Source organism: Blastococcus sp. SYSU DS0533 (genome assembly GCF_054050775.1).
The window spans coordinates 165923-192518 of record NZ_JBJGZZ010000003.1 but is presented as its reverse complement, the minus strand read 5'-3'; the positions used below and the strand labels follow the sequence as shown (position 1 = coordinate 192518).

Genomic DNA, 26596 nt, shown 5'->3' with positions numbered 1-26596 from the left:
GCAGAAGTCTCCCAGGCCCGGCGGGGACCGTCCCGCGCCGGGCCTGGTGAACCTCTCTAGTCGTCGGCGCCGTGGCCACCGCCGATCCGCCCGTCGGAGTCGTCCCACCCGGACCTGGGGCTCGCCGGGCCCGAGGACGACGGGGACGACGAGGACGACGAGGACGACCGGAACACCGAGTCGTCGAGGGCGAACCGCGGCGCGCCGTCGATGCACGCGACGTGCACGTCGATGTCGTCGTCGTCGTTCTCGAACTCCATCTTCCCGATGTCGTCGGAGGGGTCCACCCACCAGCCGGTCGCGGGAACACCGGCGAGGACGGGTGAGCCGCTGGTGCAGTCCGCGAACACGGTGCCACCGGCGGTCGCGTACTCACCGGTCGGCGACGCGGCGGGCACCGGCAAGCCGGACACGGACCCGTCCGGGGCGGTTGCCGTGGGCACCGGTGCCGCCGGCGACGACGTGGTGGCCGCGACGGGCGACGTCCCCGGCGACGCCGAGGCGTCCACCAGCGACACCGCGAGGAAGCCCAGGCCGATCGCCGCCGCCGCAGAGGCGGTCCAGGCGGCACCGAGGAGGACCGGTCGTCTCATGCTGGTTCGTGTCATGGCGCAGAGCCTCCGGCGGGGCGGGTTAAGGCCACCCCAAGACGACGTCAAGGAACGGCATCGTTCCCACTCGTGGGGACGGCGGGGACGCTAGCGTCCGCGGCGTGGCCCAGCTCCTGGTCGTCGAGGACGACGAGCGCATCCGCTCGGCGCTGATCCGGGCCCTGCGCGACCGCGGGCACGCCGTCAGCTCGGCCGGCACCGCGCTGGAGGGGCTGCGCCAGGCCGTCGAGGGGCGACCCGACCTCGTCGTGCTCGACCTGGGCCTCCCCGACCTCGACGGTGGCGAGCTGCTGCGCATGCTCCGTGCGGTGTCGTCCGTCCCGGTGATCGTCGCGACGGCCCGGGACGACGACGGGAGCATCGTGCGGGTCCTCGACGCCGGCGCGGACGACTACGTCCGCAAGCCGTTCAGCGCCGAGCAGCTCGACGCGCGGATCCGGGCGGTCCTGCGCAGGAGCGGCGCCGCGGGCAGCGGCGGGACCGAGCTCACCGTCGGCGACCTGACGGTCGACCCGCGCGGCCGCCGGGTCAGCTACGCCGGCCGGGCGATCGAGCTCGCCCCCAAGGAGTTCGACCTGCTGGCGTACCTGGCCGCGCGGGCCGGCGCGGTGGTCCCGAAGCGGGAGCTGCTGTCGGAGGTGTGGCAGCTCCCCTACGGCGGCTCGGACAAGACCGTCGACGTCCACCTGTCGTGGCTGCGCCGCAAGCTGGGCGGAGAGGGCGCCCGGATGGTGCAGACCGTCCGCGGCGTGGGCGTCCGCCTGACCGAGCCAGAGCCGTGAGGGGCCGCATCACCCTGCTGGTGGCGGCGACGACCTCGGTGGTGCTGCTCGCCTTCCTCCTCCCCGCCGCCTCGCTGGTCGCCCGCGTGGCCGAGGCACGCGCCCTCGACGCGGGTCAGGCGCAACTGCAGTTCCTGCTGCCGTCCGTCGGTCTGGAGGACCGGGACCGGGTCGCCGCCGACCTGGGAGGCCTCACCGGCGGGACGCGCGTGGGAGTGCTCTGGACCGACGGGACGACCTGGCTGGGCGAGCCCGGCACCACGACCACCCCGCCGGTCAGCCCGGTGGTCGAGGAGTCCGCCGAGGGGACACGCCTCGTCCAGCCGGTGGACCGCCCCGAGGGGACGGCGGTCATCGAGGTGCTGGTCCCGGCGGAGCAACTGCGGGCGGGCGTCGCCCGCACGTGGGCGGTGCTGACCGGGCTGGGCATCGTCCTCCTGCTGCTGGCCCTGGTGGTCGCGGACCGGCTGGCCCGCTCGCTCACCCGCCCCGTGACCGACCTCGCTGCCACGGCGCACCGGCTCGGCAGCGGCGAACTGGCGGCGCGCGCCACCCCTGCCGGCCCACCCGAGGTGCGGGAGGTGGGCGAGGCGGTCAACCGGCTGGCCGCCCGGATCGGTGAGCTCCTGGTGGCCGAGCGGGAGGCCGCGGCCGACCTGGCGCACCGGCTGCGCACGCCGTTGACCGCCCTGCGGCTGGACGCCGAGGGGCTCCCCCCGGCCGAGCGCGCCCGGATCCGGGACGACGTCGACGCGCTCAGCCGCGCCGTGGACGCGGTGATCGCCGAGGCCCGCCGCCCGCTGCGGGAGGGCCTCGGAACCGGCTGCGACGCCTCCGCGGTGGTCACCGACCGGATCGCCTTCTGGTCGGCGCTCGCCGAGGACGAGGGGCGGCTCCTCGGGTTCACCGCGCCTTCCGAGGCCCTGCCGGTGCGGGCGCCCGCCGACGACCTCGCCGCCGCCGTCGACGCGCTGCTCGGCAACGTCTTCCAGCACACGCCCGACGGCACCCCCGTCACCGTGGAGGTCCGGCCGCGGGACGGCGGCGGCGCCCTGGTCACGGTCGCCGACGGCGGGCCGGGACTGGATGCCACGGCACTCCGGCGCGGTCGGAGCGGCGGCGGCTCCACCGGGCTCGGCCTGGACATCGCCCGGCGGACGGCCGAGGCCTCCCGCGGCCGGCTGCACGTCTCCTCGTCCTCGGCCGGGACACGCGTGACGGTGGAACTGGGCCCGCCCACCTGATCAGGCGCCCCGCTCACGGACTCCACCCGCCGGCGGGCACGCTGCCCGCCCGCGCGATCAGGCGGGTTCGGGCACCCCGCCAGGGTCGCCGCCGGGGTCGTCGGGCGAGGGCTCGACCGGCGCGGGCGGCAGCGTGTCGGGGGTGTCGGGCAGCAGCTCGCCCGGGTCGTCCGGTACGGGCTCGCTCGGGTCGAGCGGGCGATCGGGCTCCGGGATCGGGGTGACCATGGTCCGAGTGAACCAGCGCCCGCCCCCGGACGGCATGTCGCAGCCGCACGGCGACCTGCTCGGCCTCGCTACGATCGGGCCGGTCAGAGGCGCATCCACACCCCCGCCGCGGGGCCGATCGGCGTGAGCGAGGAACCAGTGGGCCGAGACCAGGACCAGCAGGGCGCTCGGCCGCTCCCCCCGCGCCTCGACCCGCGCGCCGGCGGGCGCCCGCGGGCCCGGACCGGGTCGAGCGCCGCCGGGCTGCGCGAGCGGGAGGGCCGCCGCCGCCTCGTGGTCGGCAGCCGGGTCGTCGCCGGGCTGCTCTCGGTGCTGCTGCTCGCCGGCTCGGGCTGGGGCTGGTACCTCGGGCAGGTCGCCGACGCGACGGTGAACCGCACCGACGCCATCCCCGCCGAGGGCAACGACGGCGACGGCGAGGCGATGAACCTGCTGCTGGTCGGCAACGACAGCCGCAGCAACCTGACCGAGGAGCAGCTGGCCGAGCTCAACGCCGGCACCGACTCGGGCATCAACACCGACACGATCATCCTGGTGCACGTGCCGGCCGACGGGTCGCGCGCCTCCTTCGTGTCGTTCCCACGCGACAGCTGGGTGGAGATCCCCGGCTACGGCGAGGACAAGCTCAACGCCGCGTACGCCTACGGCTACACCAACGCCGACGCCGAGGGCGAGACCGCGCGGGAGGCTGCCGGGGCGCAGCTGCTGGTGCAGACGATCAGCCGGCTCACCGGGCTGCAGATCGACCACTACGCCGAGGTGGACCTGCTGGGCTTCTTCGAGCTGTCCAGCGTCGTGGGAGGCGTCGAGGTCAACCTCTGCAACGCCGTCGACGACCGCGAGTGGTCCGGCGCCTACTTCCCGGCCGGCCCGCAGACGATCAGCGGCGCCGACGCGCTGAAGTTCGTCCGGCAGCGGCACAACTTCGGCCCCGACGGCCGCGGCGACTTCGACCGCATCGTCCGCCAGCAGGTCTTCATCGCCGGCGTGCTCCGCAAGATGCTCTCCGAGGACGTGCTGCTCGACCTCGGCAAGCAACGCGAGCTGGTGCAGGCCGCCGCGGAGTCGCTCACGGTGGACGAGGACCTGAACCTGCTGCAGCTCGCCGAGCAGATGCAGTCGGTGACCACGGGCAGCATCGAGTTCCAGACCGTGCCCAACCTCGGGGTCGACCGGGAGGGCGACAAGTCGATCGTCCGGCTCGAGGACGAGGCGACCCTGGAGCGCTTCTTCGCTGAGCTGTCGGCCGAGCCGGAGGAGGCCCCTACCGAGGACGCCCCGCCGCCGGAGGCCGCGGACCCCGCCGACGTCCCGGTGGCGGTCTTCAACGGCTCCGGCACCAGCGGCCTGGCGGCCGACGCGCAGGCGGAGCTGGAGGCCGGCGGCTTCCCCGTGGCATCGACGGGCAACGCCGACAGCTCCGACTACGCCCGGACCGAGATCCGGCACGCCGCGGGCGACGAGGCCCTCGCCGCCGCGCTGGCCGCCGTGGTCCCCGGTGCGGTGGTGACGGTGGTCGACGACGCCACACCGGGCACCGTGCAGCTCGTCCTGGGCGCCGATTTCAACGGCATCGGCCAGGCCGTGACCGCGCAGCCGCCGTCGGCACCGGCCGAGGGCGAGGGCACCCGCACCGCCGCCGACACCGGCTGCATCAACTGAGGCGGCAGACGCCCCTCAGGCGACGACGCGGCCGCGCAGGACCGTCCGCTGCGGCCGCTGCAGCGCGTCGAGGTCGGCCCGCGGGTCGGTCTCGTAGACGACGACGTCAGCCGTCGCACCCTCCTCGATCCCGCGCAGCCCCAGCCACTCCCGCGCCTTCCACGAGCCCGCCGCCAGCGCCGCCTCGGCCGGGACGCCGGCCTGGCAGAGCGCGCGAATCTCGTCGGCGATGACGCCGTGGTCGATCCCGCCGCCGGCGTCGGTGCCGGCGAACACCGGCACGCCCGCCTCGAACGCGGCCCGCACCACGGCACCCGAGTTCGCGTAGAGCCTCCGCATCGTGCTGGCGTAGGTGGGGAACTTCTTCTCCCCCGCCGCGGCGAACCCGGGGAAGTTCTCGACGTTGACCAGCGTGGGGACGACGGCCGTGCCGCGGCGGGCCATCTCGGCGATGAGCTCCTCGGTGAGACCCGTGCCGTGCTCGATGCAGTCGATGCCGGCCTCGATCAGCGCGGGCAGCGCGTCGGTGCCGAAGGTGTGCGCGGTGACCCGGGCGCCCTCCTCGTGAGCCGCGGCGATGGCCGCGGCGACGACGTCGGCCGGCCACTCCGGCGCCAGGTCGCCGACCGAGCGGTCGATCCAGTCCCCCACGAGCTTGACCCAGCCGTCGCCGCGGCGGGCCTGGACGCGGGTCTGCTCGACCAGGTCCTCCGGCTCGATCTCGACACCGAGACCGGGGATGTACCGGCGGGTGCGGGCGATGTGCCGCCCCGCCCGGATGATCGTCGGCAGCTCCGGGTCGCCGTCCAGCTCGCGGGTGTCGACCGGTGAGCCGCAGTCCCGCAGCGCCAGCACCCCGGCGTCCCGCTCGACGAGCGCCTGGATCCGGGCGTGCGCGAGGTCCTCGACGTGCCCGCCGCCGCGGGCTATGCCGACGTGGCAGTGCGCGTCGACCAGGCCGGGCAGCAGCCAGCCGCCGCGGCTGACCGTCTCCGCGCCGGGCACCGGTTCGAAGGTGAACCGCCCGTCGCGCACCCAGACGTCGCGGTGCTCGCCCTCGGGCAGCACGACGCCGGACAGGTGGAGGGCGGGGGCGGTCACCGCCCGTTGCCGTCCTTGAACTGGTCGAAGTTCAGCTTGGTGAGGTCAGGCAGGCCCTGACCCGGCGGCAGGCCCGGCATGCCGGCGCCACCGAAGGGGTTGGCCCCGCCCGGGAAACCCGCACCCGGCGGCAGGCCGGGGGCGCCGGCGGGGCGGCGCGCCGGCCCGCCCTTGCCCTTCTTCCCCTTGCCCTTGCCCTTCTTGGACTGCGCCTGCATCTGCCGGCCGCGGGCCTTCTTCGACATGGGGCCCATGCCCTGCAGGCCCATGCTGCCGGCCATCTGGCCCATCATCTTCTGGGCCTGGGCGAACCGCTCCAGCAGCTGGTTCACCTCGGTGACGCTGACTCCGGAGCCGTTGGCGATGCGCACCCGCCGCGACGCGTTGATGATCTTCGAGTTGACCCGCTCCTGCGGGGTCATCGACCGGATGATCGCCGCGGTGCGGTCCAGGTCGCGGTCGTCGATCTGCTTGAGCTGCTCCTTCATCTGCCCCGCGCCCGGGAGCATGCCGAGCAGGTTGGCGATGGGACCCATCTTGCGGATCGCCATCATCTGCTCGAGGAAGTCCTCGAGCGTGAAGCCCTCGCGCGAGGTGAGCTTGCCGGCCATCTTCTCGGCCTGGTCGGCGTCGAAGGCCTGCTCGGCCTGCTCGATGAGGGTGAGCACGTCGCCCATCCCGAGGATGCGCGAGGCCATCCGCTCGGGGTGGAAGACGTCGAAGTCGGTGAGCTTCTCGCCGGTGGAGGCGAACATGATCGGCTGGCCGGTGACGTACCGCACCGAGAGGGCGGCACCACCGCGGGCGTCGCCGTCGAGCTTGGTCAGGACGACGCCGCTGAAGCCGACGCCCTCCTGGAATGCCTGCGCGGTCGTCACCGCGTCCTGACCGATCATCGCGTCGACGACGAACAGCGTCTCGTCGGGCCGGACGGCGTCGCGGATGTCGGCTGCCTGCTGCATCAGCTCCGCGTCGATGCCCAGCCGGCCGGCGGTGTCGACGACGACGACGTCGTGCATGGTGCGGCGGGCGTGGTCGATCGAGTCGCGGGCCACCTGGACAGGGTTGCCGACGCCGTTGCCCGGCTCGGGCGCGAAGACGTCGACGCCGGCCTGCCCCGCCACGATCGACAGCTGGTTGACCGCGTTCGGGCGCTGCAGGTCGGCGGCCACCAGCAGCGGGGTGTGCCCCTGCGACTTGAGCCAGCGGCCGAGCTTGCCGGCGAGGGTGGTCTTACCGGCACCCTGCAGACCGGCCAGCATGATGACCGTCGGCGAGGTCTTGGCCAGCCGGATGCGGCGGGTCTCGCCGCCGAGGATCTGGATGAGCTCCTCGTTGACGATCTTGATGACCTGCTGCGCCGGGTTCAGCGCCTGGGAGACCTCCGCGCCCCGGGCGCGCTCCTTGATCGCGGCGATGAAGGCCCGCACCGCCGGCAGCGCGACGTCGGCCTCGAGCAGCGCGATGCGGATCTCGCGCGCCGTCGCGTCGATGTCGGCGTCGGAGAGCCGACCCTTGCCCCGCAGGCCGGTGAAGACCTTGTCGAGGCGGTCGGAAAGGGTCTCGAACACAGCACGTCCTCAGAAGTCACGGGCACGGGCTCGCCGCGCCACCTCACCCCAGCGTATCGAGTGGCGAGGACCGGTCGACCCTCCCGCAGGGTGCTGCCAGCAGCCAGCGTGCGCCGGAAGGCGCCCTCAGGCCGCGCGCGCGGGACGGACCTCGGTGCGCAGCCCCGCCGCCTCGCCGGTCACGACCGCGGTACCGCAGTCGGCGCACGCCCACTCGGGGCACTCGCCGCCGTCCTCGGTGTGGCCGTCGACGCACGGCGGCTGCACGAAGTCCCGGTCGTCCCCGCAGGACGGGCAGGGCCAGTGGCGGCTGTCCACGAGCAGGCTCCTCTCGGCCGATGGGACCGGTCCGTCCCGATCCACCCCGACCGTCGCACGGACCTCCGACAGAACCGCGTAGCTCAGGACGGCGTGTCGGTCCGCACCGCCAACGCCGGACCACGGGTGGCCGCGATCAGCGCGGCGTCCACCCGCTCCCGCTGCTCCCGGTCCACCGGGGAGCCCGAGGGGTTGGCGACGTAGAAGCAGTCGACCGCGTCGGCCCCCAGGGTCTCGATGCGGGCCGACGTGACGTCCAGCCCCTCACCCGCGATCGCCGCGGTCAGCCGGTAGAGCAGCCCCGCCCGGTCCCCGGCCCGCACCTCGACGATGCCGGTGGCCTGCCCGCTCACCTCGTGGTTGTGCCAGGAGATGCGCGGCGGCGCCGACCGGTTCCCCTGGCGGTAGTCGGCCTCCCGCTGGCGCAGCCGTTCGGCCAGCCGCAGCGTGCCGTCGAGCGCCGCCCGCACGCCGTCGGCGAGGATCTCGGGCACCGGTGCCCGGCCGAACCGCGGCCGCACCGAGTAGACACCGGTCGCGTACCCGTCGGCCACGGTCATCTTCGCCGCCCGCACGTCCAGCTGGTTGAGCGCGAGCACCCCCGCGCAGGTGCTGAGCAGGCCCGGCCGGTCGGGTGCACCGATCGTCACCTGCTGGCCGTCGGCCACCTCCTCGATGGCGACGGTCACGCCCCGGGCAGCACCGGGGGGACCCGCCACCTCCGCCGTCGCCTGCACGCGGGGAGCCGGGTGGAGCACGGGTTCGGGCGCCGCCAACGACGCGCCCCCGAGCTCGGCCTGCACCCGGGCGACCAGCGCCGCCACCAGGTGCGCTTTCCAGGGCGACCAGGCCGACGCGCTCGTCGCGGCGCCGTCGGCCTGGGCCAGCGCGTGCAGCAGCTGGAGCACCGAGGCGTCGCGCCCGATGGTGGCGGCCACCCGCTCGATGGTGGCGGGGTCGTCGATGTCCCGCCGGGTCGCGGTCGCGGGGAGGAGCAGGTGGTGGCGTACCAGGGTGCCCAGCGTGGCGACGTCGGCCTCGGTGAAACCCATCCGCGCGCCGATCGCGGCCGCGATCGGCTCGCCCACCACGCTGTGGTCGCCGGGCCAGCCCTTGCCGATGTCGTGCAGCAGGGAGGCGACCAGCAGCAGGTCGGGCCGGTCGACGTCGCGGGTCAGCTCGGAGGCGGCCGCCGCGGCCTCGATGAGGTGCCGGTCGACGGTGAACCGGTGCCAGGGGTGGCGCTGCGGCAGGGAGCGGACCCGGTCCCACTCCGGCAGCAGCCGGGCCAGCAGCCCCTCCTGGTCCAGCTGCTCCAGCACGGGCACCGCCGAGCGCCCGCTGGCCAGGACCCGGAGGAAGGACCACCGGGCCTCCGCGGGCCACGGCTCGGGCATCGGCGGGCTGTGCACGGCGAGCACCTTGAGCGTGTAGGGCGAGAGCAGCAGGTCGGCCCGCGCCGCGGCCGCCGCGGCCCGCAGCACCAGCCCGGGGTCGGCGGCGGGGCGGGCGTCCCGCGCGAGGACGACCTCGTCCCCTTGCCGGACGACGCCGTCGGCCAGCGGCTCACGGCGCACCCGGCGGTAGCGGCCGCGGGGACGCCGGACCAGCCCGGCCTCCACCCGCCGCCAGGTCTCGTCGGCGACGAAGGCCAGCCGCCGTCCGGCCAGGCTGACCTCTCGGAGCAGCGCGTCCTCGTCTGCCAGGCCGAGCGCCGCGGCGATCGCCCGCTGCTCCTGGCGCACCAGGACGTCGGCCGCCCGGCCCGACCGCCGGCGCAGCTCGTCGCGCACGTCGAGCAGGAAGGCGTAGGCCTGCTCGACCTCCGCGGCGGGCTCGTCGGCGAGCTGGGCGGCGGCTGCCGCGCGCAGCACCTGGCCCTCGCGCAGGCCGCCGTAGGCCTCCTTGAGGTCGGGCTCGAGCAGGAACGCGAGCTCGCCGAGCCGGCGGGCGCGGTCGCGGCGCAGGTCGCGCAGCTGGGGCAGCAGCCGGACGGCGTGCTGGCGCCAGCTGGCCAGCGTCGCGGTGCGCAGCCGGGCGGCGAGCGCGGCGTCCCCGGCCACCAGCCGCGCGTCGAGCAGACCGAGGCCGGCCTTCACGTCGGTGGAGGCGACGCCCACCGCCTCGGCGACCGACCGCACCGAGTGGTCCAGCCGCAGGCCGGCGTCCCAGACGGGGTACCAGAGCGCGTCGGCGACGGCGGCGACCTCCGGCCGGTCCTCGTGCACCAGGACCAGGTCCAGGTCCCCGTGCGGCGGCAGCTCGCGGCGGCCGAGGCTGCCGACGGCGACCAGGGCCAGGCCGTCGGAACCCGTGCGGGGCGGCGGCCCTCCCCGCTTCGAGCGGGCCGGCGGGGTGCCCCCCACGGCGTCGGCCAGCAGCCCGGCGAGCCACGCGTCCAGGGCCTCGACCCGCTCCGCGCGGGAAAGCTCCGCCAGCGCCTCGGTGTCCAGCACGACTCCCCCTCGGTACGGCCCGGATGGAAGACGTCGGCCGGGGGGCGGGCGATCCCACCACCCCGGCCGACGGATGCGCTACCCGCGGATCGGTCGCTCAGAGAGCGTCGTCGCCGCGCTCCCCGGTGCGGACGCGGACGATCTCGTCGATCGTCGTGACCCACACCTTCCCGTCACCGATCTGACCGGTGGAGGCCGCCTCGACGACGGCGTCCACGACCCGGGCGGCGTCGAGCTCGCTGACGACCACCTCGATGCGGACCTTGGGCACGAAGTCCACCTGGTACTCCGCGCCGCGGTAGACCTCGGTGTGGCCCCGCTGGCGGCCGAAGCCCTGGACCTCGCTGACGGTGAGCCCGGCGATGCCGATCAGCTCGAGGGCGTTCTTGACGTCGTCCAGCTTGAACGGCTTGACGATCGCGGTGACCAGCTTCATGCCCGGATCCCTTCCGTGTTACGGGCCTCGGCGCGTGCCTGGCCGCTCAGTGGGGCGGTGGAACCGCTGGCGCCCAGCGAGGCGAAGTCGTACCCGGACTCGGCGTGCACGACGGTGTCGATGCCGGCGATCTCGTCCTCCTCGCGGATCCGGAAGCCCATGGTCTTCTGGATCGCCATCCCGATGACCAGCGTAAGGACGAAGGAGAAGACGAGGACGGCCACCGCCCCGATGACCTGCCGCCACAGCTGGTCGACGCTGCCGCCGAAGAAGAGGCTCTCCACGCCGGCGGGGGCGTCGGGGTCGGCGAGGAAGCCGATGGCGATGGTGCCCCAGAGGCCGCCGACGAGGTGGACGCCGACGACGTCGAGCGAGTCGTCGTAGCCGAGCTTGTACTTCAGGCCCACCGCCAGGGCGCAGAGCGCACCGGCGATCGCACCGATGATGATGGCGCCGACCGGCGAGACCGCGGAGCAGGCCGGCGTGATCGCCACGAGCCCGGCGACGACACCGGAGGCGGCGCCCAGCGACGTGGAGTGCCCGTCCCGCATCTTCTCCACCAGCAGCCAGCCGAGGATCGCCGCGCCGGTGGCGACGAGGGTGTTGACCCAGACGACCGAGGCGGCGTTGTCGGCCGCGAGCGCGGAGCCCGCGTTGAAGCCGAACCAGCCGAACCACAGCAGCCCGGCGCCGATCATGACCAGCGGCAGGTTGTGCGGGCGCATGGCGTCGCGCCCGAAGCCGCGGCGCTTGCCGAGGACCAGAGCGAGGGCCAGGCCCGCCGCACCGGCGTTGATGTGGACGGCGGTGCCGCCGGCGAAGTCGATGGCGGCGAGGTCGTTGGCGATCCAGCCGCCGATCACGTCGTCGCCGTCGAAGGCGAACACCCAGTGCGCCACCGGGAAGTAGACGATCGTGGCCCAGATGCCGACGAAGACCATCCAGGCGCCGAACCGGGCGCGGTCGGCGATGGCCCCGGAGATCAGCGCCACCGTCAGGATGGCGAAGGCGGCCTGGAAGCCGACGAACGCCATGGCGGGCAGGCCCCCGGCCTCCCCCGTCGTGTCCTCCATCAGGCCCGCGAGGCCGAGGAACTCGGCCGGGTCGCCGATGAGGCCGCTGCCACCGACGCTGTCGCCGAAGGCGATCGAGTAGCCGAAGAGCACCCAGAGCACGCTGACCAGGGCCAGGGCGCCGAAGCTCATCATCATCATGTTCAGCACGCTCTTGGCGCGGACCATGCCGCCGTAGAAGAGCGCGAGGCCTGGCGTCATCAGCAGCACGAGCGCCGCGCTGGTGAGGATCCAGGCGGTGTCGCCGGTGTTGACCACGGCAACCTCCTGTGTCGGGTCGTCGGCCGGGCGGCCGGATCGGTGGGCTCGGGCCCTCCGTGCGGGAGGGGCGACGCGGTGTTCACCGTGCCGGGACCGTGTTTCCGGCGACGTCGCTGCCGCGTTTCACGGGCGTGAACTCCTGCCCGCGTGTCCCGCTCCCGCGTTGCGGACGTGTTGCGCGCCCGCCCGGGCGCCCTTCCTCACCCACCGACCGGGGGGATCACCCCTCGCCGACGAGGCCCTCGGCGAACACCCGCGGCTCGAACGGCGCGAGGTCGTCGGGGCCCTCCCCCAGGCCGATCAGCTTCACCGGGATGCCCAGCTCCTGCTGGACCCGGACGACGATCCCACCCTTCGCTGTGCCGTCGAGCTTGGTGAGCACGACGCCGGTGACCTCGACCGCCTCGGTGAACACGCGGGCCTGCACGACGCCGTTCTGGCCGGTGGTGGCGTCGAGCACCAGCAGCACCTCGGTGACCGGCGACTGCTTCTCCACGACCCGCTTGACCTTGCCCAGCTCGTCCATGAGCCCGGACTTGGTGTGCAGCCGGCCCGCGGTGTCGACGACGACGGTGTCCACCTCGGCCTCGACGCCGGTGCGCACCGCCTCGAAAGCCACGGCGGCCGGGTCGCCGCCCTCGCGCCCGCGGACGGTGAGCACGCCCACCCGCTCGCCCCAGGTCTCCAGCTGGTCGGCGGCGGCGGCCCGGAAGGTGTCGGCCGCGCCCAGGATCACGCTCTTGCCGTCGCCGACGAGCACGCGCGCGAGCTTGCCGACGGTGGTCGTCTTGCCGGCGCCGTTGACGCCCACGACCAGCACCACACCGGGCCGCCCCTCGCGCCGCGAGGTGCCGAGCGACCGGTCGAGGTCCGGACCGAGGACGGCGGTGAGGTTGTCGACGAGGAGTTCGCGCAGCTCGGCGCCGGAGGCGGTGGCCAGCACCATCGACTGGGTGCGCAGCCGCTCCACGATCTGGGTGGTCGCGGCGACACCGACGTCGGCGGCGAGCAGGGTCTCCTCGATCTCCTCCCAGTCGTCCTCGGTCAGCTTCTCGCGGGCCAGCACGGTGAGCAGACCGCGGCCGAGCGAGGACTGGGACCGGGCCAGCCGCGAGCGCAGCCGCACCAGCCGGCCGGCCGAGGGGGCCGGCTGGTCGAACACCAGCCCCGGCTCGGGCTCGGCCGGGGGCAGCTCCACCGTCGGCGGGGCGTCGGGGACGACCGCGTCGGGCTGGTCCTGCAGGCCCAGGCCCGAGGCGGTGGCGCCCGTCGGCCGCGGCTGCTCGGCCGGCGGGGCAGGCGGCCGGGGCCGGGTCAGCGTCGTGCCGCTGGCGGCGTCGTCGTCGAGACGCGTGGTCCGCCGGCCGCGGCCGACGAGGAGGCTGACACCGAGGACCAGTGCCACGACCAGGATCGCGATCGCGATCAGCACGAATTCCATGCCGCGAGTCTCCCAGCACCGGTCCGCAGAGCACCTCCGGGACGGCGGGTCCCCGCACGCGCGGGCAGATGGGCCAGGCTGTGCCCATGCCGTCGCCCGACCCGCCCTCCCCCGCCCTCGTCCTGGGCCCCCTCCTGCGGCACGTGGATCCCGTCTCGGCGACCGTGTGGGTGGAGACCGACGGGCCCTGCGAGGTCGACGTCCTCGGGCGGCGGGCCCGCACCTTCCGCGTCGGCAGCCACCACTACGCGCTGGTCGTCGTGGAGGGCCTCCAGCCCGGCAGCACCACGCCCTACGAGGTCCGGCTCGACGGGGTCCGGGTCTGGCCGCCCGAGGACCCGGCGTTCCCGGCCAGCCGGATCCGGACGCCGGGCGGCCCGGGTGCGTTCCGGCTGGCCTTCGGCTCCTGCCGCTACGCCAGCCCGGGCACCGTCGAGACGTCCGAGGGCATCCCCCCGGACGCCCTGGACCTCTACGCCGACCTGGTGGCGGGCCTGCCGGAGGACCGGTGGCCCGATGCGCTGGTCCTGCTCGGCGACCAGGTGTACGCCGACGAGCTCAGCGCGCACACCAGGTCGTTGCTGCACCGCCGACGCGACCGGAGCACCGGGCGCCCGGCCCTGGACGACCAGGTGGCGGACTTCGAGGAGTACACCCGGCTCTACTACGAGTCGTGGCAGGACCCCCGGGTGCGGTGGCTGCTGTCCACCATCCCGTCCTCGATGATCTTCGACGACCACGAGATGATCGACGACTGGAACACCTCGGCTGCCTGGCGCGCCACGGCCTCCCGGCAGCCCTGGTGGCACGGGCGGATCACCGGGGGCCTGGTCAGCTACTGGGTCTACCAGCACCTGGGCAACCTCAGCCCGCAGGAACTGGCGGAGAACAAGACCTGGCAGGCGATCCAGGGCCTGGGCGCCGACGACCCGACCCGGGACGCCCGGCCGATGCTGCTCGAGATGGCCGAGCTGGCCGACGCCGAGCCGGCGACCATCCGCTGGAGCTTCGTGCGGCACTGGGGCGACGCGCGGCTGATCATGGTCGACACCCGGGCCGGCCGGGTCCTGGAGGAGCAGCACCGCCGGATGCTCGACGAGGAGGAGTTCGCCTGGGTCGAGGCCGCGATGCGCCGCGCCGTGGACGAAGGCGTGGAGCACCTGATCATCGGCACCTCGCTGCCCTGGCTGCTGCCGCACGCGATCCACAACCTGGAGCGGTGGAACGAGACGCTCAACGTGCGGCACCACGGCCGCTGGCGCGGCAAGCTCGCCGAGGCCATCCGCCAGGCCGCCGACCTGGAGCACTGGTCGGCCTTCGGGCACTCCTTCGAGCGGCTGGGCGCGGCGCTCACGGCTGTCGCGCGGGGAGAGCACGGCCGGGCGCCCGCCACGGCGCTGGTCCTCTCCGGCGACGTCCACCACGCCTACGCCGCCGAGCTGGTGCGTCCGGGAGACCTCCGGGCCCGGGTCCACCAGCTCACCGTCTCCCCGCTGCACAACCAGGCGCCGCACCCCGTCCGCGTCGGTTTCACGATCGGCTGGAGCCGGGCGGCGCGCCGGTGGACCGAGCGCCTGGCGCGGCTCGTGCAGGCCGCCCCCACCGCCCTGGAGTGGGAGAAGCAGGCCGGCCCCTTCTTCGGCAACCAGATCGGCGAGCTCGTGCTGGACGGCCGCGAGGCGCGCTTCGTCCTGTCGGTGAGCGAGCGGGGGGCCAGCACGCTGACCCAGGTCGTCGACGCCCCGCTGTCGGACGCCTGAGAAGGTGGCGGGGTGACGAAGCCGGCCCCCGGTCCGGACCAGCCGCCGATCCCGGTCCGCCTGGTCACCTTCAACACACACCACGGCGTGGGCGCCGACGCGCGCCACGACCTGCCCCGGCTGGCCAAGCTGCTGGCCTCGGTGGACGCCGACGTCATCTGCCTGCAGGAGGTGGACCGGCACTTCGGCGCGCGCAGCGAGGACGTCGACCAGGCGTTGCTGCTGTCGCGGGCGCTGGACATGCAGCTGGCCTGGGGCCCGGCTATCGACGAGCCGCGTCCGGGTGACCGACCTCCCCGGCAGTACGGCAACGCGCTGCTCTCGCGGCTGCCGATCCTGATCAGCGACGTCCACCGGCTCCCCGGCGGTGGGGAGCCGCGCAGCGCGCTGCGGACCATGGTGGAACTGGACGGCGGGGCGCTGTGGGTGACCGCGACGCACCTCACCACCCGCTCGGCCCAGGAGCGCCGCGCCCAGGTCGAGGCGGTGGCGGCGCTGCACAGCGACTCGATGGAGACCGGCGTGCTGGTCGGCGACTTCAACACCGCCCCCGACGCCCCGGAGCTGGACGCGCTGCGCCAGCGGTTCACCGACGCCTGGCGGTTGGCCCGGGCCCGCGACGACCAGGCGGGCTGGCGGTTCTGGCAGTCCGACGCCGGCCACACCCACCCGGCGCGGTCGCCGCACCGGCGCATCGACCAGGTGTGGGTCTCCCCGGGCGTCGCCGTCGCCGGCGCCCACGTCCTCGACGCCGCGGGCGCCTCGGACCACCTGCCGGTCGTCGTCGACCTCGAGGTCCGCTCGGGCGTCTAGGGCACAGGGAGCTGTACGTGCGATTCCGGGCGCGAAGATGCAGAGGGAGCTTCCTATGCCTGCGGACGCCTAGCTAGGCCGTTTCCAGCTCGCGCAGGCGCTGGCTGATCACGCCGGTGATGCCGTCACCGCGCATGCTCACCCCGTACAGCGCGTCGGCGATCTCCATCGTCCGCTTCTGGTGGGTGATGATGATCAGCTGCGAGGTGGACCGGAGCTGCTCCACCAGCACCAGCAGCCGACCCAGGTTGACGTCGTCCAGCGCCGCCTCGACCTCGTCGAGCACGTAGAAGGGCGAGGGCCGGGCACGGAAGATCGCCACGAGCATCGCCACCGCGGTGAGCGACCGCTCCCCGCCCGACAGCAGCGACAGGCGCTTCACCTTCTTGCCCGGCGGCCGCGCCTCCACCTCGACACCGGTGGTCAGCATGTTCTCCGGATCGGTGAGCACCAGCCGCCCCGAGCCGCCCGGGAAGAGGGTGGCGAAGACCTGCTCGAACTCGCGCGCCACGTCGGCGAACGCCGCGGCGAAGACGTCGTGGATGCGGCTATCGACCTCACGGACGACGGTGAGCAGGTCCTTGCGGGTGGTCTTGAGGTCCTCCAGCTGGGTGGCGAGGAAGGTGTGCCGCTCCTCCAGCGCCGCGAACTCCTCCAGCGCCAGCGGGTTCACCTTGCCGAGCGTGGCGAGGTCCCGCTCGGCCCGCGCCACCCGCCGTTCCTGGACGGCGCGGTCGTAGGGCACCGGGTCGGGTGCCGGCTCCCCCGCCGCCTCGGCCTCGGCCACCTGCTGCGGCGAGGGCGGCACGGCGGCGGCCGGCCCGTACTCGCCGATCAGCGTGGCCAGGTCGACGCCGAACTCCTCGGCGGCCCGGGTCTCCAGCGACTCGATGCGGTAGCGCTGCTCGGTGCGGGCGACCTCGTCGCGGTGCACCTCGTCGGTGAGCCGGTCGAGCTCCGCGGTGGCCGCGCGCACCCGGCTGCGCACCTCCAGCAGCTCGGCCTCGGCCCCGCTGCGCGACGACGCCAGCGCGTCCCGCTCGGCGGCCGCGCGCACCAGGGAGCGTTCGAGGGCGGCGGTCGCCACCCCGGCGTCCCGCCGCACCCGGTCGGCCACCGCGGCGCCGCGCTCGCGCGCGACCCGGGCCGCCGTGGCGCGCTCGCGGGCCGCCCGCTCCTGGCGGGCCTGCCGGCGCAGCGACTCGGCCCGCCCCTGCAGGGCGCGCGCCCGCTCCTCGGCTGTGCGGACGGCGAGGCGCGCCTCCGTCTCGGCCTGCCGGGCGGCGGCCGCCTCGGCGCGCAGCCGGTCGCGCTCCTCGGTCGGCGGCTCGTCCTCCACCGGCGCGGCCTCGGCCTCGGCGAGCTGCTGCTCCAGCCGGGTCAGCGAGCCCTGGGCCTGCTCGAGCGCCTGCTCGGCCCGCACCCGGGCGGCCAGCGAGCGCTCGGCCTCCGAGGCGGCCGACCGCGCCGCGGCGCCGAGCTCGGCGAGCGCCGCGGCCTCGGCGGAACGCGTCCGGTCAGCGGCCTGGCGCGCGGCCAGCGCCTCGTCGACGGCGGCCGAGCGCGCGCGGGCCGTCTCGCGGGCCGCGGCCAGCTCCTCGGCGAGCCCGGCCGCCCGCTCCGTTGCTGTCGCGAGCTCGGTGGCCGCCTCCTCCACGCGGGCGCGCAGCTCCAGGTTGGAAGGGGCGTCGGTCTGGCCGCCCAGCGCCCAGTCCGCGCCCAGGAGGTCCCCGGTGGCGGTGACCGCCCGGACCCGGGGGTGGGTGCGCACCAGCGCGACGGCGGCGTCCAGGTCGGGCACCAGGGCGACCCGTTCCAGAGCCCGGGCCAGCGCCGGGCGCAGCGCGTCGGGGGCCCGGACGGCGTCCAGCGCCCAGCGGGCGCCGTCCGGCAGCTCCGGCCAGCCGTCCCGCGGCACCGGCGGCAGGCCCGCGGTCACCAGGAGCCCGGCGCGCCCGCCGTCGGTGCGGGTGAGGTGCTGGAGCGCCGCGGCGGCCTCGGCGACCCCGGCGACGACGACGGCGTCGGACATCCCGCCCAGCGCGGCGGCCACGGCGACCTCGTCGCCGGGGGTCACGGTGAGGTGCTCGGTCACCGGCCCGAGCACGCCCGCGAGGCCGGCGCCGAGCACCGCGGCCGCGCCGTCGGCGGGGGTGAGCCCGAGGGCCAGGGCGTCGCGGCGGGCCTGCCAGGAGGCGCGGTCGCGCTCGGCGGCGCGCTCCGCCTCGGCCAGCTCGCTCACCCGCCGGGCCGCGGCGGCGTGCGCGGCGACGGCGTCCTCGTGCGCCGCGACCAGGGCGAGGTCGGTGTCCTCCTGGTCGGCGACCTGACCTCGCCGGTCGGCCAGCCGCTCGGCGGCGGTGTCGGCGCGCTCGGTGGCCTCGGCGGCGGCGGCGGTCAGCCGCTCGATCTCCGCCTCCCCGGCGTGCACCCGGGACCGGGCGGCGGCGACCTGGCCGGAGAGCCGGGCCAGGCCTTCGCGGCGGTCGGCGAGCGCCCGGGCGGCGGCGACCCAGGCCTTCTCGGCGGCGGCCAGCGCCGTCTCGAGCTCCGCCCGGCCGGCCACCACCGCGGCGAGGCGCTCCCGCTCGACCGCCAACCCGGCGGCGAGCTCGGCCTCGGTCGCGGCGACCCGGTCGGCCTCGGCGTCGAGCTGGTCGGGGTCGCGCCCGGTCGCGGCCGACGGGGCCGCGGCGGAGAGGTGCCGGTGCCGTTCGGCGGCGAGCTGGGCGACGCTGCGGAACCGCTCCCCCAGCGCGGAGAGCCGGTACCAGGTGTCCGAGGCGGCCTGCAGCCGCGGCGCGCTCGCGGCCAGCTCGCTCTCCAGCTCGCCCTCCCGCCGGGAGACGGCGGAGAGCTCGCGCTCGACGACGGCGCGCCGCTGCCGGGCCGCTGTCTCGTCGGCGACGTCCCGGTCGAGGGCGTCGCGCAGCTGCACCAGGTCGTCGGCGAGCAGCCGCAGGCGGGCGTCGCGGAGGTCGGCCTGGACACCCGCCGCGCGGCGGGCCACCTCGGCCTGCCGGCCCAGCGGCTTGAGCTGGCGGCGCAGCTCGGCGGTGAGGTCGGCCAACCGGTCGAGGTTGGCCTGCATCCCGTCGAGCTTGCGCAGCGCCTTCTCCTTGCGCTTGCGGTGCTTGAGGACGCCGGCGGCCTCCTCGATGAAGGCGCGGCGGTCCTCGGGGCGGCCGGAGAGGACGGCGTCGAGCTGCCCCTGCCCGACGATGACGTGCATCTCGCGGCCGATGCCGGAGTCGCTGAGCAGCTCCTGGACGTCGAGCAGCCGGACCTTGTCGCCGTTGATCTCGTACTCGCTCTCGCCGGAGCGGTACATGCGGCGGGTGATCGACACCTCGGCGTACTCGATCGGCAGGGCACCGTCGGCGTTGTCGATCGTCAGCGTCACCTCGGCCCGGCCGAGCGCCGGGCGGCCGGCGGTGCCGGCGAAGATGACGTCCTCCATCTTGCCGCCGCGCAGGCTCTTGGCGCCCTGCTCGCCGAGGACCCAGGAGATGGCGTCGACGACGTTGGACTTGCCCGACCCGTTGGGGCCGACGACGGCGGTGATGCCGGGCTCCAGCCGGAGCGTCGTCGCGGACGCGAAGGACTTGAAGCCCTTGAGCGTCAGGCTGGAGAGGTGCACGGGACGTGGACTCTAGCCCGGATCCCCGCAGTACAGGTGGGCTGCGGGGCCGGTGGTGCCCCTGTGACGCGACGAGGAGCTAGGCGAGCGCGGGCTCGGCGGTGTCGCCTGCCAGCGAGAGCAGCTCGTGGGCGATGGCGGCGTCGCGCTGGGCACGCAGCTCGGCGAGCTCGTGCTCGAGCCGCTGCACCCGGGCCCGCAGGGCGGCGTTCTCCTCGGCTACCCGGAGTTCCACGGGGGTGACGACCGAACCGAACAGGGCCTTGGCCATGGCTGTGACGGCCTTTCGAGAGCGAGAGGGTGTGCCCGGCGCCCCGGTGGGCGGTCGGCGCGGGCTGGATGTTCCCAGGGTGACAGCCCCCGACACGCAGGTCAACGGCGACGGGGCAGGGCTTCCGTGCCAGGGGGATGTCGTCTTCGTCACGCCGTGGTGAAGCCCCGCAGCCCCTGCGGGGGTCCGGAGCGCACGTCGACGTCGGTCACCCGCCCCGGCGCGTCCGGGCCGTCGAGGGCGGCCACGAGCTCGCGCACCGCCTGCTCCGCACCCTCGGCGACCACCTCGACCCGCCCGTCGGGAAGGTTGCGCGCGACGCCGGCGAGGCCGGCCCTCCGAGCGAGCTCGCGCACGAAGTACCGGTAGCCGACGCCCTGCACCCGGCCGGAGACCAGCACCTCGACGCGGACGGTCACGTGCGGCGTGCTCTCGGCCGTGGCTGGCAGGTGGGGCAGCTGTAGCTGGAGCGGTTCATGAACGACTCCCGGCGGATCGGCGTCCCGCAGCGGGGGCACGGCCGGTCCTCCTGCCCGTAGACGGCGAGGAAGCGGGAGAAGTAGCCGCTCTGCCCGTTGACGTCGACGTACAGGGAGTCGAAGGAGGTGCCGCCCTGCGCGAGGGCCTCCCCCAGCACGTCGCGGACCCCGTCGAGCAGGTCGGCCACCTGCGCCCGGGTCAGCCGGTCGGTGGGGCGGGCGCCGTGCAGGCGGGCCCGCCACAGCGCCTCGTCGGCGTAGATGTTGCCCACCCCGCCGATGAGCGTCTGGTCCAGCAGGGCGCGCTTCACCTCGGTGCGGCGCCGGCGCAGCGCCGCGCTGAACGCGTCGACGTCGAAGCCCTCGTCCAGCGGGTCGATCGCGATGTGCGCCAGCCGCGGCGGGACCTGGTCGGCTGCCGGTCCACCCTCCCCACCGCCGCCGGCGCACTCCTCCACGGCCAGGCCGCCGAAGGTCCGCTGGTCGACGAAGCGCAGTTCGCGGCCGCGGTCGGTGAAGGTGAACCGGGCCCGCAGGTGGGTCTCGTCGGGCGCGGACGGCTTCTCGACGAGCAGCTGACCGCTCATGCCCAGGTGCCCGACCAGCGCCCGCCCCGACGGCGTCCCGTCGGGCTCGGCCAGCGGCAGCCAGAGGTACTTCCCGCGGCGGTACGCGCCGGTGAAGGTGCGGCCGGTTACCGCCTGCACGAAGTGGTCGGCGCCCTCGAGGTGGCGGCGGACCGCCCGCGGGTGGTGCACCTCGACGGCGGCGACGGTGCGCCCGGCCACCCACTGCTCCAGCCCCCGGCGCACCACCTCGACCTCGGGCAGCTCGGGCACGGCTCTACTCCTCCGACAGGGAGCGCCAGGCGGCCTCGGCGGCCTCCTGCTCGGCGGCCTTCTTCGTGCGGCCGGTGCCGGTGCCGCGGACGATCCCGGCGAGCAGCACCTCGGCGCGGAACGTCTTGGCGTGGTCGGGCCCCTCGTCGTCCACCTGGTAGGTGGGCGCACCCAGGCCCTGGGCCGCACCGAGCTCCTGCAGGCTGGTCTTCCAGTCCAGGCCGGCGCCGCGGGTGGCCGCCTCGACCAGCAGCGGGTCGAACAGCCGGTGCACGATCGCGGCGGCGGTGTCCAGCCCGCAGCCCAGGTGCAGCGCACCGATGAGGGCCTCGAGCGCGTCGGCGAGGATCGAGTCCTTGTCCCGGCCGCCGGTGGTCTCCTCGCCACGGCCGAGCAGCAGGTGCGGGCCGAGCCCGCCGTCCCCGAGGCGCCGGGCGACGCGGGCCAGCGACGTCATGTTGACCACGGAGGCACGCAGCTTGGCCAGCTGGCCCTCGGGGAGGTCCGGCTGGCTGCGGTAGAGCTCGTCGGTGACCACGAGGCCGAGCACCGAGTCGCCGAGGAACTCCAGCCGCTCGTTGGTCGGCAGGCCGCCGTTCTCGTAGGCGAAGGACCGGTGGGTCAGCGCCAGCGGCAGCAGCCCACCCGGCAGCGCGACGCCGAGCGCGTCGAACAACCAGGTGGCGGCCCGCTCGGCGTGCTCCGGCCCACCCGGGGGCGCCGCGGGGACGCGACCGTCCGCGGCACCCCGGTCAGGGTGCGGAGCGGCGGCCGACGTCCCCATGGCGGTGCGGGAGGTCAGACCGACAGGACCTGGCGGCCGTCGTACTGCCCGCAGGTCGGGCACGCCTGGTGCGGGGGCTTGAGCTCGCCGCAGGCGCGGTTCGGGCACGGCGACAGGGTCGGCGCGCTGGCCTTCCACTGCGACCGGCGCATGCGGGTGTTGGCCCGCGACATCTTCCGCTTCGGAACGGCCACGTCAGTTCTCCTCTGGGGTGGTGGATTCGCCGGGGGTGCCCGGCGAGGAAGCGAATCGCTCCGCGAGGGCCGCCCAGCGGGGGTCGGTCACCTCGTGGGTGTGGTCCTCGGGCAGGTCGTCGATCCGCTGACCGCAGTCGACGCACAGGCCGCCGCAGTCCTCGGTGCACACCGGCGAGAGCGGGAGGCTCAGCACGATGGTGTCGCGGGCCAGGGGCTCCAGGTCGAGGAAGTCGCCCTCGACCCGGCGCACCTCGTCCTCCTCGCTGGTCGCCTCGGTGGTGCTCCCGGCGTAGGCGTACAGCTCCTGGACGTCGAGCGTGAGGGTGTCCTCGAGCGGCTCGAGGCAGCGGGCGCAGGAGCCGACGACGGGCACCTCCAGGTCACCGGTGACGAGCACGCCCTCCATGACCGACTCCAGCCGGAGCCGCAGGTGGACCTCGGCGCCGCCGGGGACACGGATGAGCTCCAGGCCCCAGCCCTCCGGCGCCGTCGCCGTCCGGTCCAGCTCGTGCAGGCTGCCGGCGCGCCGGCCCAGCTCCCGGAGGTCGACCTTCCAGGGGTTGGTCGAGGGGCGCCGGTCCTCGTTGGACGCAGCGCCGGGGTGGTTCTGGGGAGCAGCAGGCATGTCGGTACTCGCGGTCGGGTGCGGGAGGGGTGGCCAGCCGGGCGGGACGCCGTCGGCGGGACCGGTGGTCGAGACTACCCGATCCTCTCCCGGCCCCCACCGTGCGGAAGGTCTCAGCCGTCCCGGAGGTTGCTGCGCGCCTTGTCCACCGAGCGCAGCATGCGCTCCAGGGCCGCCCCGAACTCGGCCAGCCGGGAGTCCACGTACTCGTCGACCTCCGCCCGCATCTGCGCGGCCTCGGCGTGCGACTGCTCGCCGAGCTCGTCGGCGCGGGAGACGGCGGTGCGGTAGACCTCCGTCTCGGTGATCAGGCGCTCGTGCTCGGCCTGGCCCTCGGCGACGAGCGCGGCCCGGTGCTGCTGCCCCTCGGCGACCAGCGCCTGCGCCTCGGCCTCGGCGTCCAGCAGGATCTGCTCCGCGTCGGCCTGGGCCTGGGCCAGCAGCTCGTCGCGCTGCCGCCGGGCCGTGCCGATGATCTCGTCGCGCTGGCGCCGGGCCTGGACGAGCAGCTGCTCGCTCTCCGCGCGGGTCCGGCCGGTCAACCGCTCGGCCTCGGCCTGCGCCTGCTGCAGGATCTCGGTGCGCTGCTCGACGATCGCGCCGGCGGCCTGCACGTCCTCGGGCAGCGACTCCCGGAGGTCGTCGAGCAGGTCGAGCACGTGGTCACGGGGCACCATGCACGAGCTCGACATCGGAACGCTGCGGGCGTTCTCGATGACCGTGGTCAGCTCGTCGACGGTCTCGTAGAGGCGGTAGACGACCTCGGTGGTGTGGCCGCGCCCGGGCCGGGTCACGACCGCCCCTCGCGGGCCCGCTCGCGCAGCCGGTCGTCGACGGCCTTGGGCACCAGCCGGGAGACGTCGCCACCGAAGCCGGCGATCTGCTTGACCAGGCTGGAGGAGAGGTGGCCGACCTGCGGGGCGGTCGGCACGAACAGCGTCTCGATCGCGGCCAGCTCGCGGTTCATCTGCGCCATCTGCAGTTCGTACTCGAAGTCGCTCACCGCGCGCAGGCCCTTGACGATGACCGGGATGTCCTGGGTGCGGCAGTAGTCGACGAGCAGCCCCTGGAAGCTGTCCACGCGCACGTTGGGCTGGTCGGCGACGGCCTCCCGGAGGAGCTCCATGCGCTCCTCGACGGGGAACAGCCCCGCCTTGCCCGGGTTCACCAGCACGGCCACGACCAGCTCGTCGTACAGCCCGGCCGCCCGGTTGATGACGTCGACGTGCCCGTTGGTCACCGGGTCGAAGGAACCTGGGCAGACGGCACGCCTCACGGACGCCGACCGTACCGGAGCACGGCCTCGCCGTAGCGCCGCTCGCGCAGACCTTCGAGGGGTGTCGGCCACTCCCACGCCCGCTCCCGGCTGGGCCGCTCGACCACGACGACGCCCCCGGGGGCCAGCCAGTCGCCCGCGACCAGGGCCCGGAGCACCCCGTGGAGCGCCTCGGCCGGGGTGTCGTAGGGCGGGTCGGCGAGGACGACGTCGAACGCCTGCGGCGCCGGCCCGGCGACGACGGCGGGCACGGAGCCCGCCACCACCCGCCCGCCGGGCAGGCCGACCGCCGCCAGGTTCGCCCGCAGCACGGGCAGCACCCTCGGGCCCTGCTCGACGAACACCGCGGTGGCCGCGCCGCGGGAGAGCGCCTCCAGGCCCAGCGCACCGGAGCCCGCGTAGAGGTCGAGGACGGCCGCCCCGTCGAGGTCGACCAGCGAGCCCAGGGAGTTGAACAGCGCGCCACGGGCCTTGTCACCGGTGGGCCGGACCCCCGACTGCGGGACGGTGAGGCGCCGCCCGCCCGCGAGCCCCGCGATGATCCTGGTCACGCCTTCTCGAGCCACTCGGCGCGCTCGTCGCTGGCCAGAGCCGCGACCTCGGCGGCGAGCCCGGGGTGGTCGGCCAGCCCGCGCTCGGTGGACAGCAGCGCGGTCGCCTCCGCCCGCGCGTCGGCGATGAGCTCCTCGTCCTCCAGCAGCGAGAGCAGCTTGATGCCGGAGCGACGGCCGGACTGGGCGGCGCCGAGGACGTCGCCCTCCCTCCGGGTCTCCAGGTCCAGCCGGGCCAGCTCGAAGCCGTCGGAGGTCGAGGCCACGGCGGCCAGCCGCTGCCCCGTCGGCGAGGACGTCGGGGCCTCGCTGACCAGCAGGCACAGCCCGGCGTGCTCTCCCCGCGCCACGCGACCGCGCAGCTGGTGCAGCTGGCTGACGCCGAACCGGTCCGCATCCATGACCACCATCACCGTGGCGTTCGGCACGTCCACCCCGACCTCGACCACCGTGGTGGCCACCAGCACGTCGGTCGCGCCGTCGGCGAAGGCGCGCATGACGCCGTCCTTCCCCTCGGGGGTCATCCGCCCGTGCAGGACGTCCAGGCGCAGCCCGGCGAGCGGGCCGGCGCGCAGGGCCTCGGCGACGTCGAGGACGGCGAGCGGGGGCCGGCGGTCGCTGCGCCCCTCCTCCGGGGGCGCGCCGTCGGCGTCCTCGGGCTCGTCCCCGGGCAGGTCACCGATGCGGGGGCAGACGACGTAGGCCTGGCGGCCGGCGGCGACCTCCTCGCGGAGCCGCTCCCAGGCCCGGTCGAGCCAGCCGGGCTTCTCCGCGACCGGGACCACCGAGCTGGCGACGCCGCCGCGCCCGCTGGGCAGCTGCCGCAGCGTGGAGACCTCGAGGTCGCCGTACACGGTCATCGCGACCGTCCGGGGGATCGGCGTCGCCGTCATCACGAGCACGTGCGGGGGGCGGCTGCCCTTGGCGCGCAGCGCGTCGCGCTGCTCGACGCCGAACCGGTGCTGCTCGTCGACGACGACCAGCCCGAGGTCGGCGAACTCCACGCCCTCCTGCAGCAGCGCGTGCGTCCCGACGACGATCCCGGCCCGCCCCTCCGCCACCTCGGCGCGGGCCTCGCGGCGGGCGGCGGCCTTGAGCGAGCCGGTGAGCAGGGTGACGCGGGTGCCGGCGGGGTCGCCGTCGATCTCGCCGGCGCGGCCGAGCGGCCCGAGCAGGGCGCGGATGCCGCGGGCGTGCTGGGCGGCCAGCACCTCGGTCGGTGCGAGCAGGGCGGCCTGGCCGCCGGCGTCCACCACCTGCGCCATCGCGCGCAGGGCGACGACCGTCTTGCCCGAGCCCACCTCGCCCTGCAGGAGGCGGTGCATCGGCTGGTCGCGGTCCAGCTCGGCGGCGAGCTCCTCCCCCACCGCCCGCTGGCCGTCGGTGAGCGCGAACGGCAGCGCGGCGTCGACCGCGTCGAGCAGGCCCCCGGCTTTCCGCGGGCGCGCGGTGCCCGGCTCCAGCGCGGCGGCCCGGCGGCGGGCGGCGAGGGTGAGCTGCAGGGTCAGCGCCTCGTCCCACTTCAGCCGGTGCTCGGCGCGCTCGACGTCCTGGGCGGTGGTGGGGCGGTGGACGTCCAGCAGCGCGGCCGGCAGCGACAGCAGGCCGTGCCGGGTGCGGATCTCCTCCGGCAGGGGGTCGGTGACCAGGTCGGCGAGGTTGCCCGCGCCACCCAGCAGCAGCTTGACCGACTTCTGGATCACCCAGCTGGAGACGTCCTTGCTCGCCGGGTAGATGGGGACGAGCTCGCGGGCCCAGTCGTCGTCATCGTCGTCACCGCTGAGCAGGTGCATGTCGGGGTGGGTGAACTGCAGCTTGCCCTGGTAGGTGCCGACGGTGCCGGCGAACATGCCCCAGACCCCGGGCGCGAGGCGCGCGTGCCGGTGGCTGAAGAAGACCAGCTTCATGGTGCTGGGGCCGTCGCCCACGGTGACCTCGGTGAGCGTGCCGCGGCGCTGCCGCATCGGCCGGGTGCTCACGCTCTTCACCTGGGCGAGCACCGTCACCCGGTCGCCGGGCTGCAGGTCGTCGAGCCGGGCCATCTCCCCGCGCCGGGCGTAGCGGCGCGGGTAGTGGCGCAGCAGGTGGCGCACCGTGTGCAGGCCCAGCTGCTCGGCCATGCCGCTGGCGGTCTTGGGCCCGAGCACCCGCGCGAGCGGGGTCTCCAGCGTCACCCC

At 75.2% G+C, this 26596-nt stretch carries 25 protein-coding genes; 5 read left to right on the top strand and 20 right to left on the bottom strand.

All coding sequences use genetic code 11. The annotated features are described in order from the left end of the window. Positions 1–56: 56 nt before the first annotated feature. Positions 57–593 (bottom strand): hypothetical protein, encoded by a 537-nt coding sequence (locus ACI79W_RS05785; RefSeq protein WP_456561116.1) that lies wholly within the window; start codon positions 591–593, stop codon positions 57–59. Between the two features lie 119 nt (positions 594–712). Here ACI79W_RS05785 and ACI79W_RS05780 point away from each other — a divergent pair, with 119 nt between their 5' ends. After that, a complete protein-coding gene (locus tag ACI79W_RS05780) occupies positions 713–1393 on the top strand; it encodes a response regulator transcription factor (RefSeq protein ID WP_456561115.1) in 681 nt (226 codons plus the stop codon). Further along, entirely contained in the window at positions 1390–2637 is a 1248-nt protein-coding gene (locus ACI79W_RS05775; RefSeq protein WP_456561114.1) for an ATP-binding protein, read from the top strand. Before ACI79W_RS05780 ends, ACI79W_RS05775 begins: the two co-directional genes overlap by 4 nt. Before the next feature lie 57 nt (positions 2638–2694). Here ACI79W_RS05775 and ACI79W_RS05770 read toward each other — a convergent pair whose 3' ends face one another. After that, the gene (locus ACI79W_RS05770; RefSeq protein ID WP_456561113.1) at positions 2695–2865 is read right to left on the bottom strand and encodes a hypothetical protein; all 171 of its coding nucleotides are present in this window, start codon (positions 2863–2865) and stop codon (positions 2695–2697) included. A 138-nt stretch (positions 2866–3003) separates the two neighbouring features. On the opposite strand from ACI79W_RS05770, the gene ACI79W_RS05765 reads away from it, so the two are divergent. Next, on the top strand, positions 3004–4527 hold the full coding sequence (locus ACI79W_RS05765; protein WP_456561112.1) for an LCP family protein: 1524 nt from the start codon (positions 3004–3006) through the stop codon (positions 4525–4527). Positions 4528–4542: 15 nt separating this feature from the next. On the opposite strand, the gene ACI79W_RS05760 is transcribed toward ACI79W_RS05765, so the two are convergent. The 7 genes from ACI79W_RS05760 to ftsY all read right to left on the bottom strand — a co-directional run bounded on the left by ACI79W_RS05760 (position 4543) and on the right by ftsY (position 13184). Then, positions 4543–5628, bottom strand: a complete 1086-nt coding sequence (locus ACI79W_RS05760; protein WP_456561111.1) for an amidohydrolase family protein — start codon at positions 5626–5628, stop codon at positions 4543–4545. Next, positions 5625–7199 (bottom strand): signal recognition particle protein, encoded by a 1575-nt coding sequence (gene ffh / locus ACI79W_RS05755; protein WP_456561110.1) that lies wholly within the window; start codon positions 7197–7199, stop codon positions 5625–5627. The genes ACI79W_RS05760 and ffh overlap by 4 nt, the downstream gene beginning before the upstream one ends. 126 nt (positions 7200–7325) lie before the next feature. Further along, on the bottom strand, positions 7326–7517 hold the full coding sequence (locus tag ACI79W_RS05750; protein WP_456561109.1) for a hypothetical protein: 192 nt from the start codon (positions 7515–7517) through the stop codon (positions 7326–7328). 83 nt (positions 7518–7600) lie between these two features. Beyond that, positions 7601–9973 (bottom strand): [protein-PII] uridylyltransferase, encoded by a 2373-nt coding sequence (locus ACI79W_RS05745; RefSeq protein ID WP_456561108.1) that lies wholly within the window; start codon positions 9971–9973, stop codon positions 7601–7603. A gap of 97 nt (positions 9974–10070) precedes the next feature. After that, positions 10071–10409, bottom strand: coding sequence for a P-II family nitrogen regulator (locus ACI79W_RS05740; RefSeq protein ID WP_026856120.1), 339 nt, complete (start codon positions 10407–10409; stop codon positions 10071–10073). Beyond that, the gene (locus ACI79W_RS05735; protein ID WP_456561107.1) at positions 10406–11740 is read right to left on the bottom strand and encodes an ammonium transporter; all 1335 of its coding nucleotides are present in this window, start codon (positions 11738–11740) and stop codon (positions 10406–10408) included. Before ACI79W_RS05735 ends, ACI79W_RS05740 begins: the two co-directional genes overlap by 4 nt. Positions 11741–11963: 223 nt before the next feature. Then, the gene (gene ftsY, locus ACI79W_RS05730) at positions 11964–13184 is read right to left on the bottom strand and encodes a signal recognition particle-docking protein FtsY (protein ID WP_456561106.1); all 1221 of its coding nucleotides are present in this window, start codon (positions 13182–13184) and stop codon (positions 11964–11966) included. 86 nt (positions 13185–13270) lie between these two features. Here ftsY and ACI79W_RS05725 point away from each other — a divergent pair, with 86 nt between their 5' ends. After that, positions 13271–14944 (top strand): alkaline phosphatase D family protein, encoded by a 1674-nt coding sequence (locus tag ACI79W_RS05725; protein WP_456561105.1) that lies wholly within the window; start codon positions 13271–13273, stop codon positions 14942–14944. 12 nt (positions 14945–14956) lie between these two features. Beyond that, positions 14957–15757 (top strand): endonuclease/exonuclease/phosphatase family protein, encoded by an 801-nt coding sequence (locus tag ACI79W_RS05720; RefSeq protein ID WP_456561104.1) that lies wholly within the window; start codon positions 14957–14959, stop codon positions 15755–15757. Positions 15758–15830: 73 nt separating this feature from the next. Here ACI79W_RS05720 and smc read toward each other — a convergent pair whose 3' ends face one another. From smc to recG, 11 genes are all read right to left on the bottom strand, one after another. Next, positions 15831–19397: a chromosome segregation protein SMC gene (gene smc, locus ACI79W_RS05715; RefSeq protein WP_456561103.1), complete on the bottom strand. Its 3567-nt coding sequence runs from the start codon at positions 19395–19397 to the stop codon at positions 15831–15833. Between the two features lie 79 nt (positions 19398–19476). Then, the gene (locus ACI79W_RS05710; protein WP_091933638.1) at positions 19477–19668 is read right to left on the bottom strand and encodes a hypothetical protein; all 192 of its coding nucleotides are present in this window, start codon (positions 19666–19668) and stop codon (positions 19477–19479) included. A 149-nt stretch (positions 19669–19817) separates the two neighbouring features. Continuing rightward, a complete protein-coding gene (locus ACI79W_RS05705; protein ID WP_456561102.1) occupies positions 19818–20087 on the bottom strand; it encodes an acylphosphatase in 270 nt (89 codons plus the stop codon). Beyond that, entirely contained in the window at positions 20084–20986 is a 903-nt protein-coding gene (gene mutM, locus ACI79W_RS05700) for a bifunctional DNA-formamidopyrimidine glycosylase/DNA-(apurinic or apyrimidinic site) lyase (protein WP_456561101.1), read from the bottom strand. Before mutM ends, ACI79W_RS05705 begins: the two co-directional genes overlap by 4 nt. Positions 20987–20990: 4 nt before the next feature. Further along, entirely contained in the window at positions 20991–21770 is a 780-nt protein-coding gene (rnc, locus tag ACI79W_RS05695) for a ribonuclease III (RefSeq protein WP_456561100.1), read from the bottom strand. Between the two features lie 14 nt (positions 21771–21784). Beyond that, complete coding sequence (gene rpmF, locus ACI79W_RS05690) at positions 21785–21964, bottom strand: 50S ribosomal protein L32 (protein ID WP_456561099.1); 180 nt, start codon at positions 21962–21964, stop codon at positions 21785–21787. 1 nt (position 21965) lies between these two features. Then, the gene (locus ACI79W_RS05685; protein WP_456561098.1) at positions 21966–22592 is read right to left on the bottom strand and encodes a YceD family protein; all 627 of its coding nucleotides are present in this window, start codon (positions 22590–22592) and stop codon (positions 21966–21968) included. Positions 22593–22705: 113 nt separating this feature from the next. Beyond that, on the bottom strand, positions 22706–23386 hold the full coding sequence (locus tag ACI79W_RS05680) for a hypothetical protein (RefSeq protein WP_456561097.1): 681 nt from the start codon (positions 23384–23386) through the stop codon (positions 22706–22708). After that, positions 23383–23868 (bottom strand): pantetheine-phosphate adenylyltransferase, encoded by a 486-nt coding sequence (gene coaD, locus ACI79W_RS05675; RefSeq protein ID WP_456561096.1) that lies wholly within the window; start codon positions 23866–23868, stop codon positions 23383–23385. The genes ACI79W_RS05680 and coaD overlap by 4 nt, the downstream gene beginning before the upstream one ends. Continuing rightward, positions 23865–24419, bottom strand: coding sequence for a 16S rRNA (guanine(966)-N(2))-methyltransferase RsmD (gene rsmD / locus ACI79W_RS05670; RefSeq protein ID WP_456561095.1), 555 nt, complete (start codon positions 24417–24419; stop codon positions 23865–23867). The genes coaD and rsmD overlap by 4 nt, the downstream gene beginning before the upstream one ends. Beyond that, positions 24416–26593: an ATP-dependent DNA helicase RecG gene (gene recG, locus ACI79W_RS05665; RefSeq protein WP_456561094.1), complete on the bottom strand. Its 2178-nt coding sequence runs from the start codon at positions 26591–26593 to the stop codon at positions 24416–24418. Before recG ends, rsmD begins: the two co-directional genes overlap by 4 nt. Between the last annotated feature and the right edge of the window lie 3 nt (positions 26594–26596).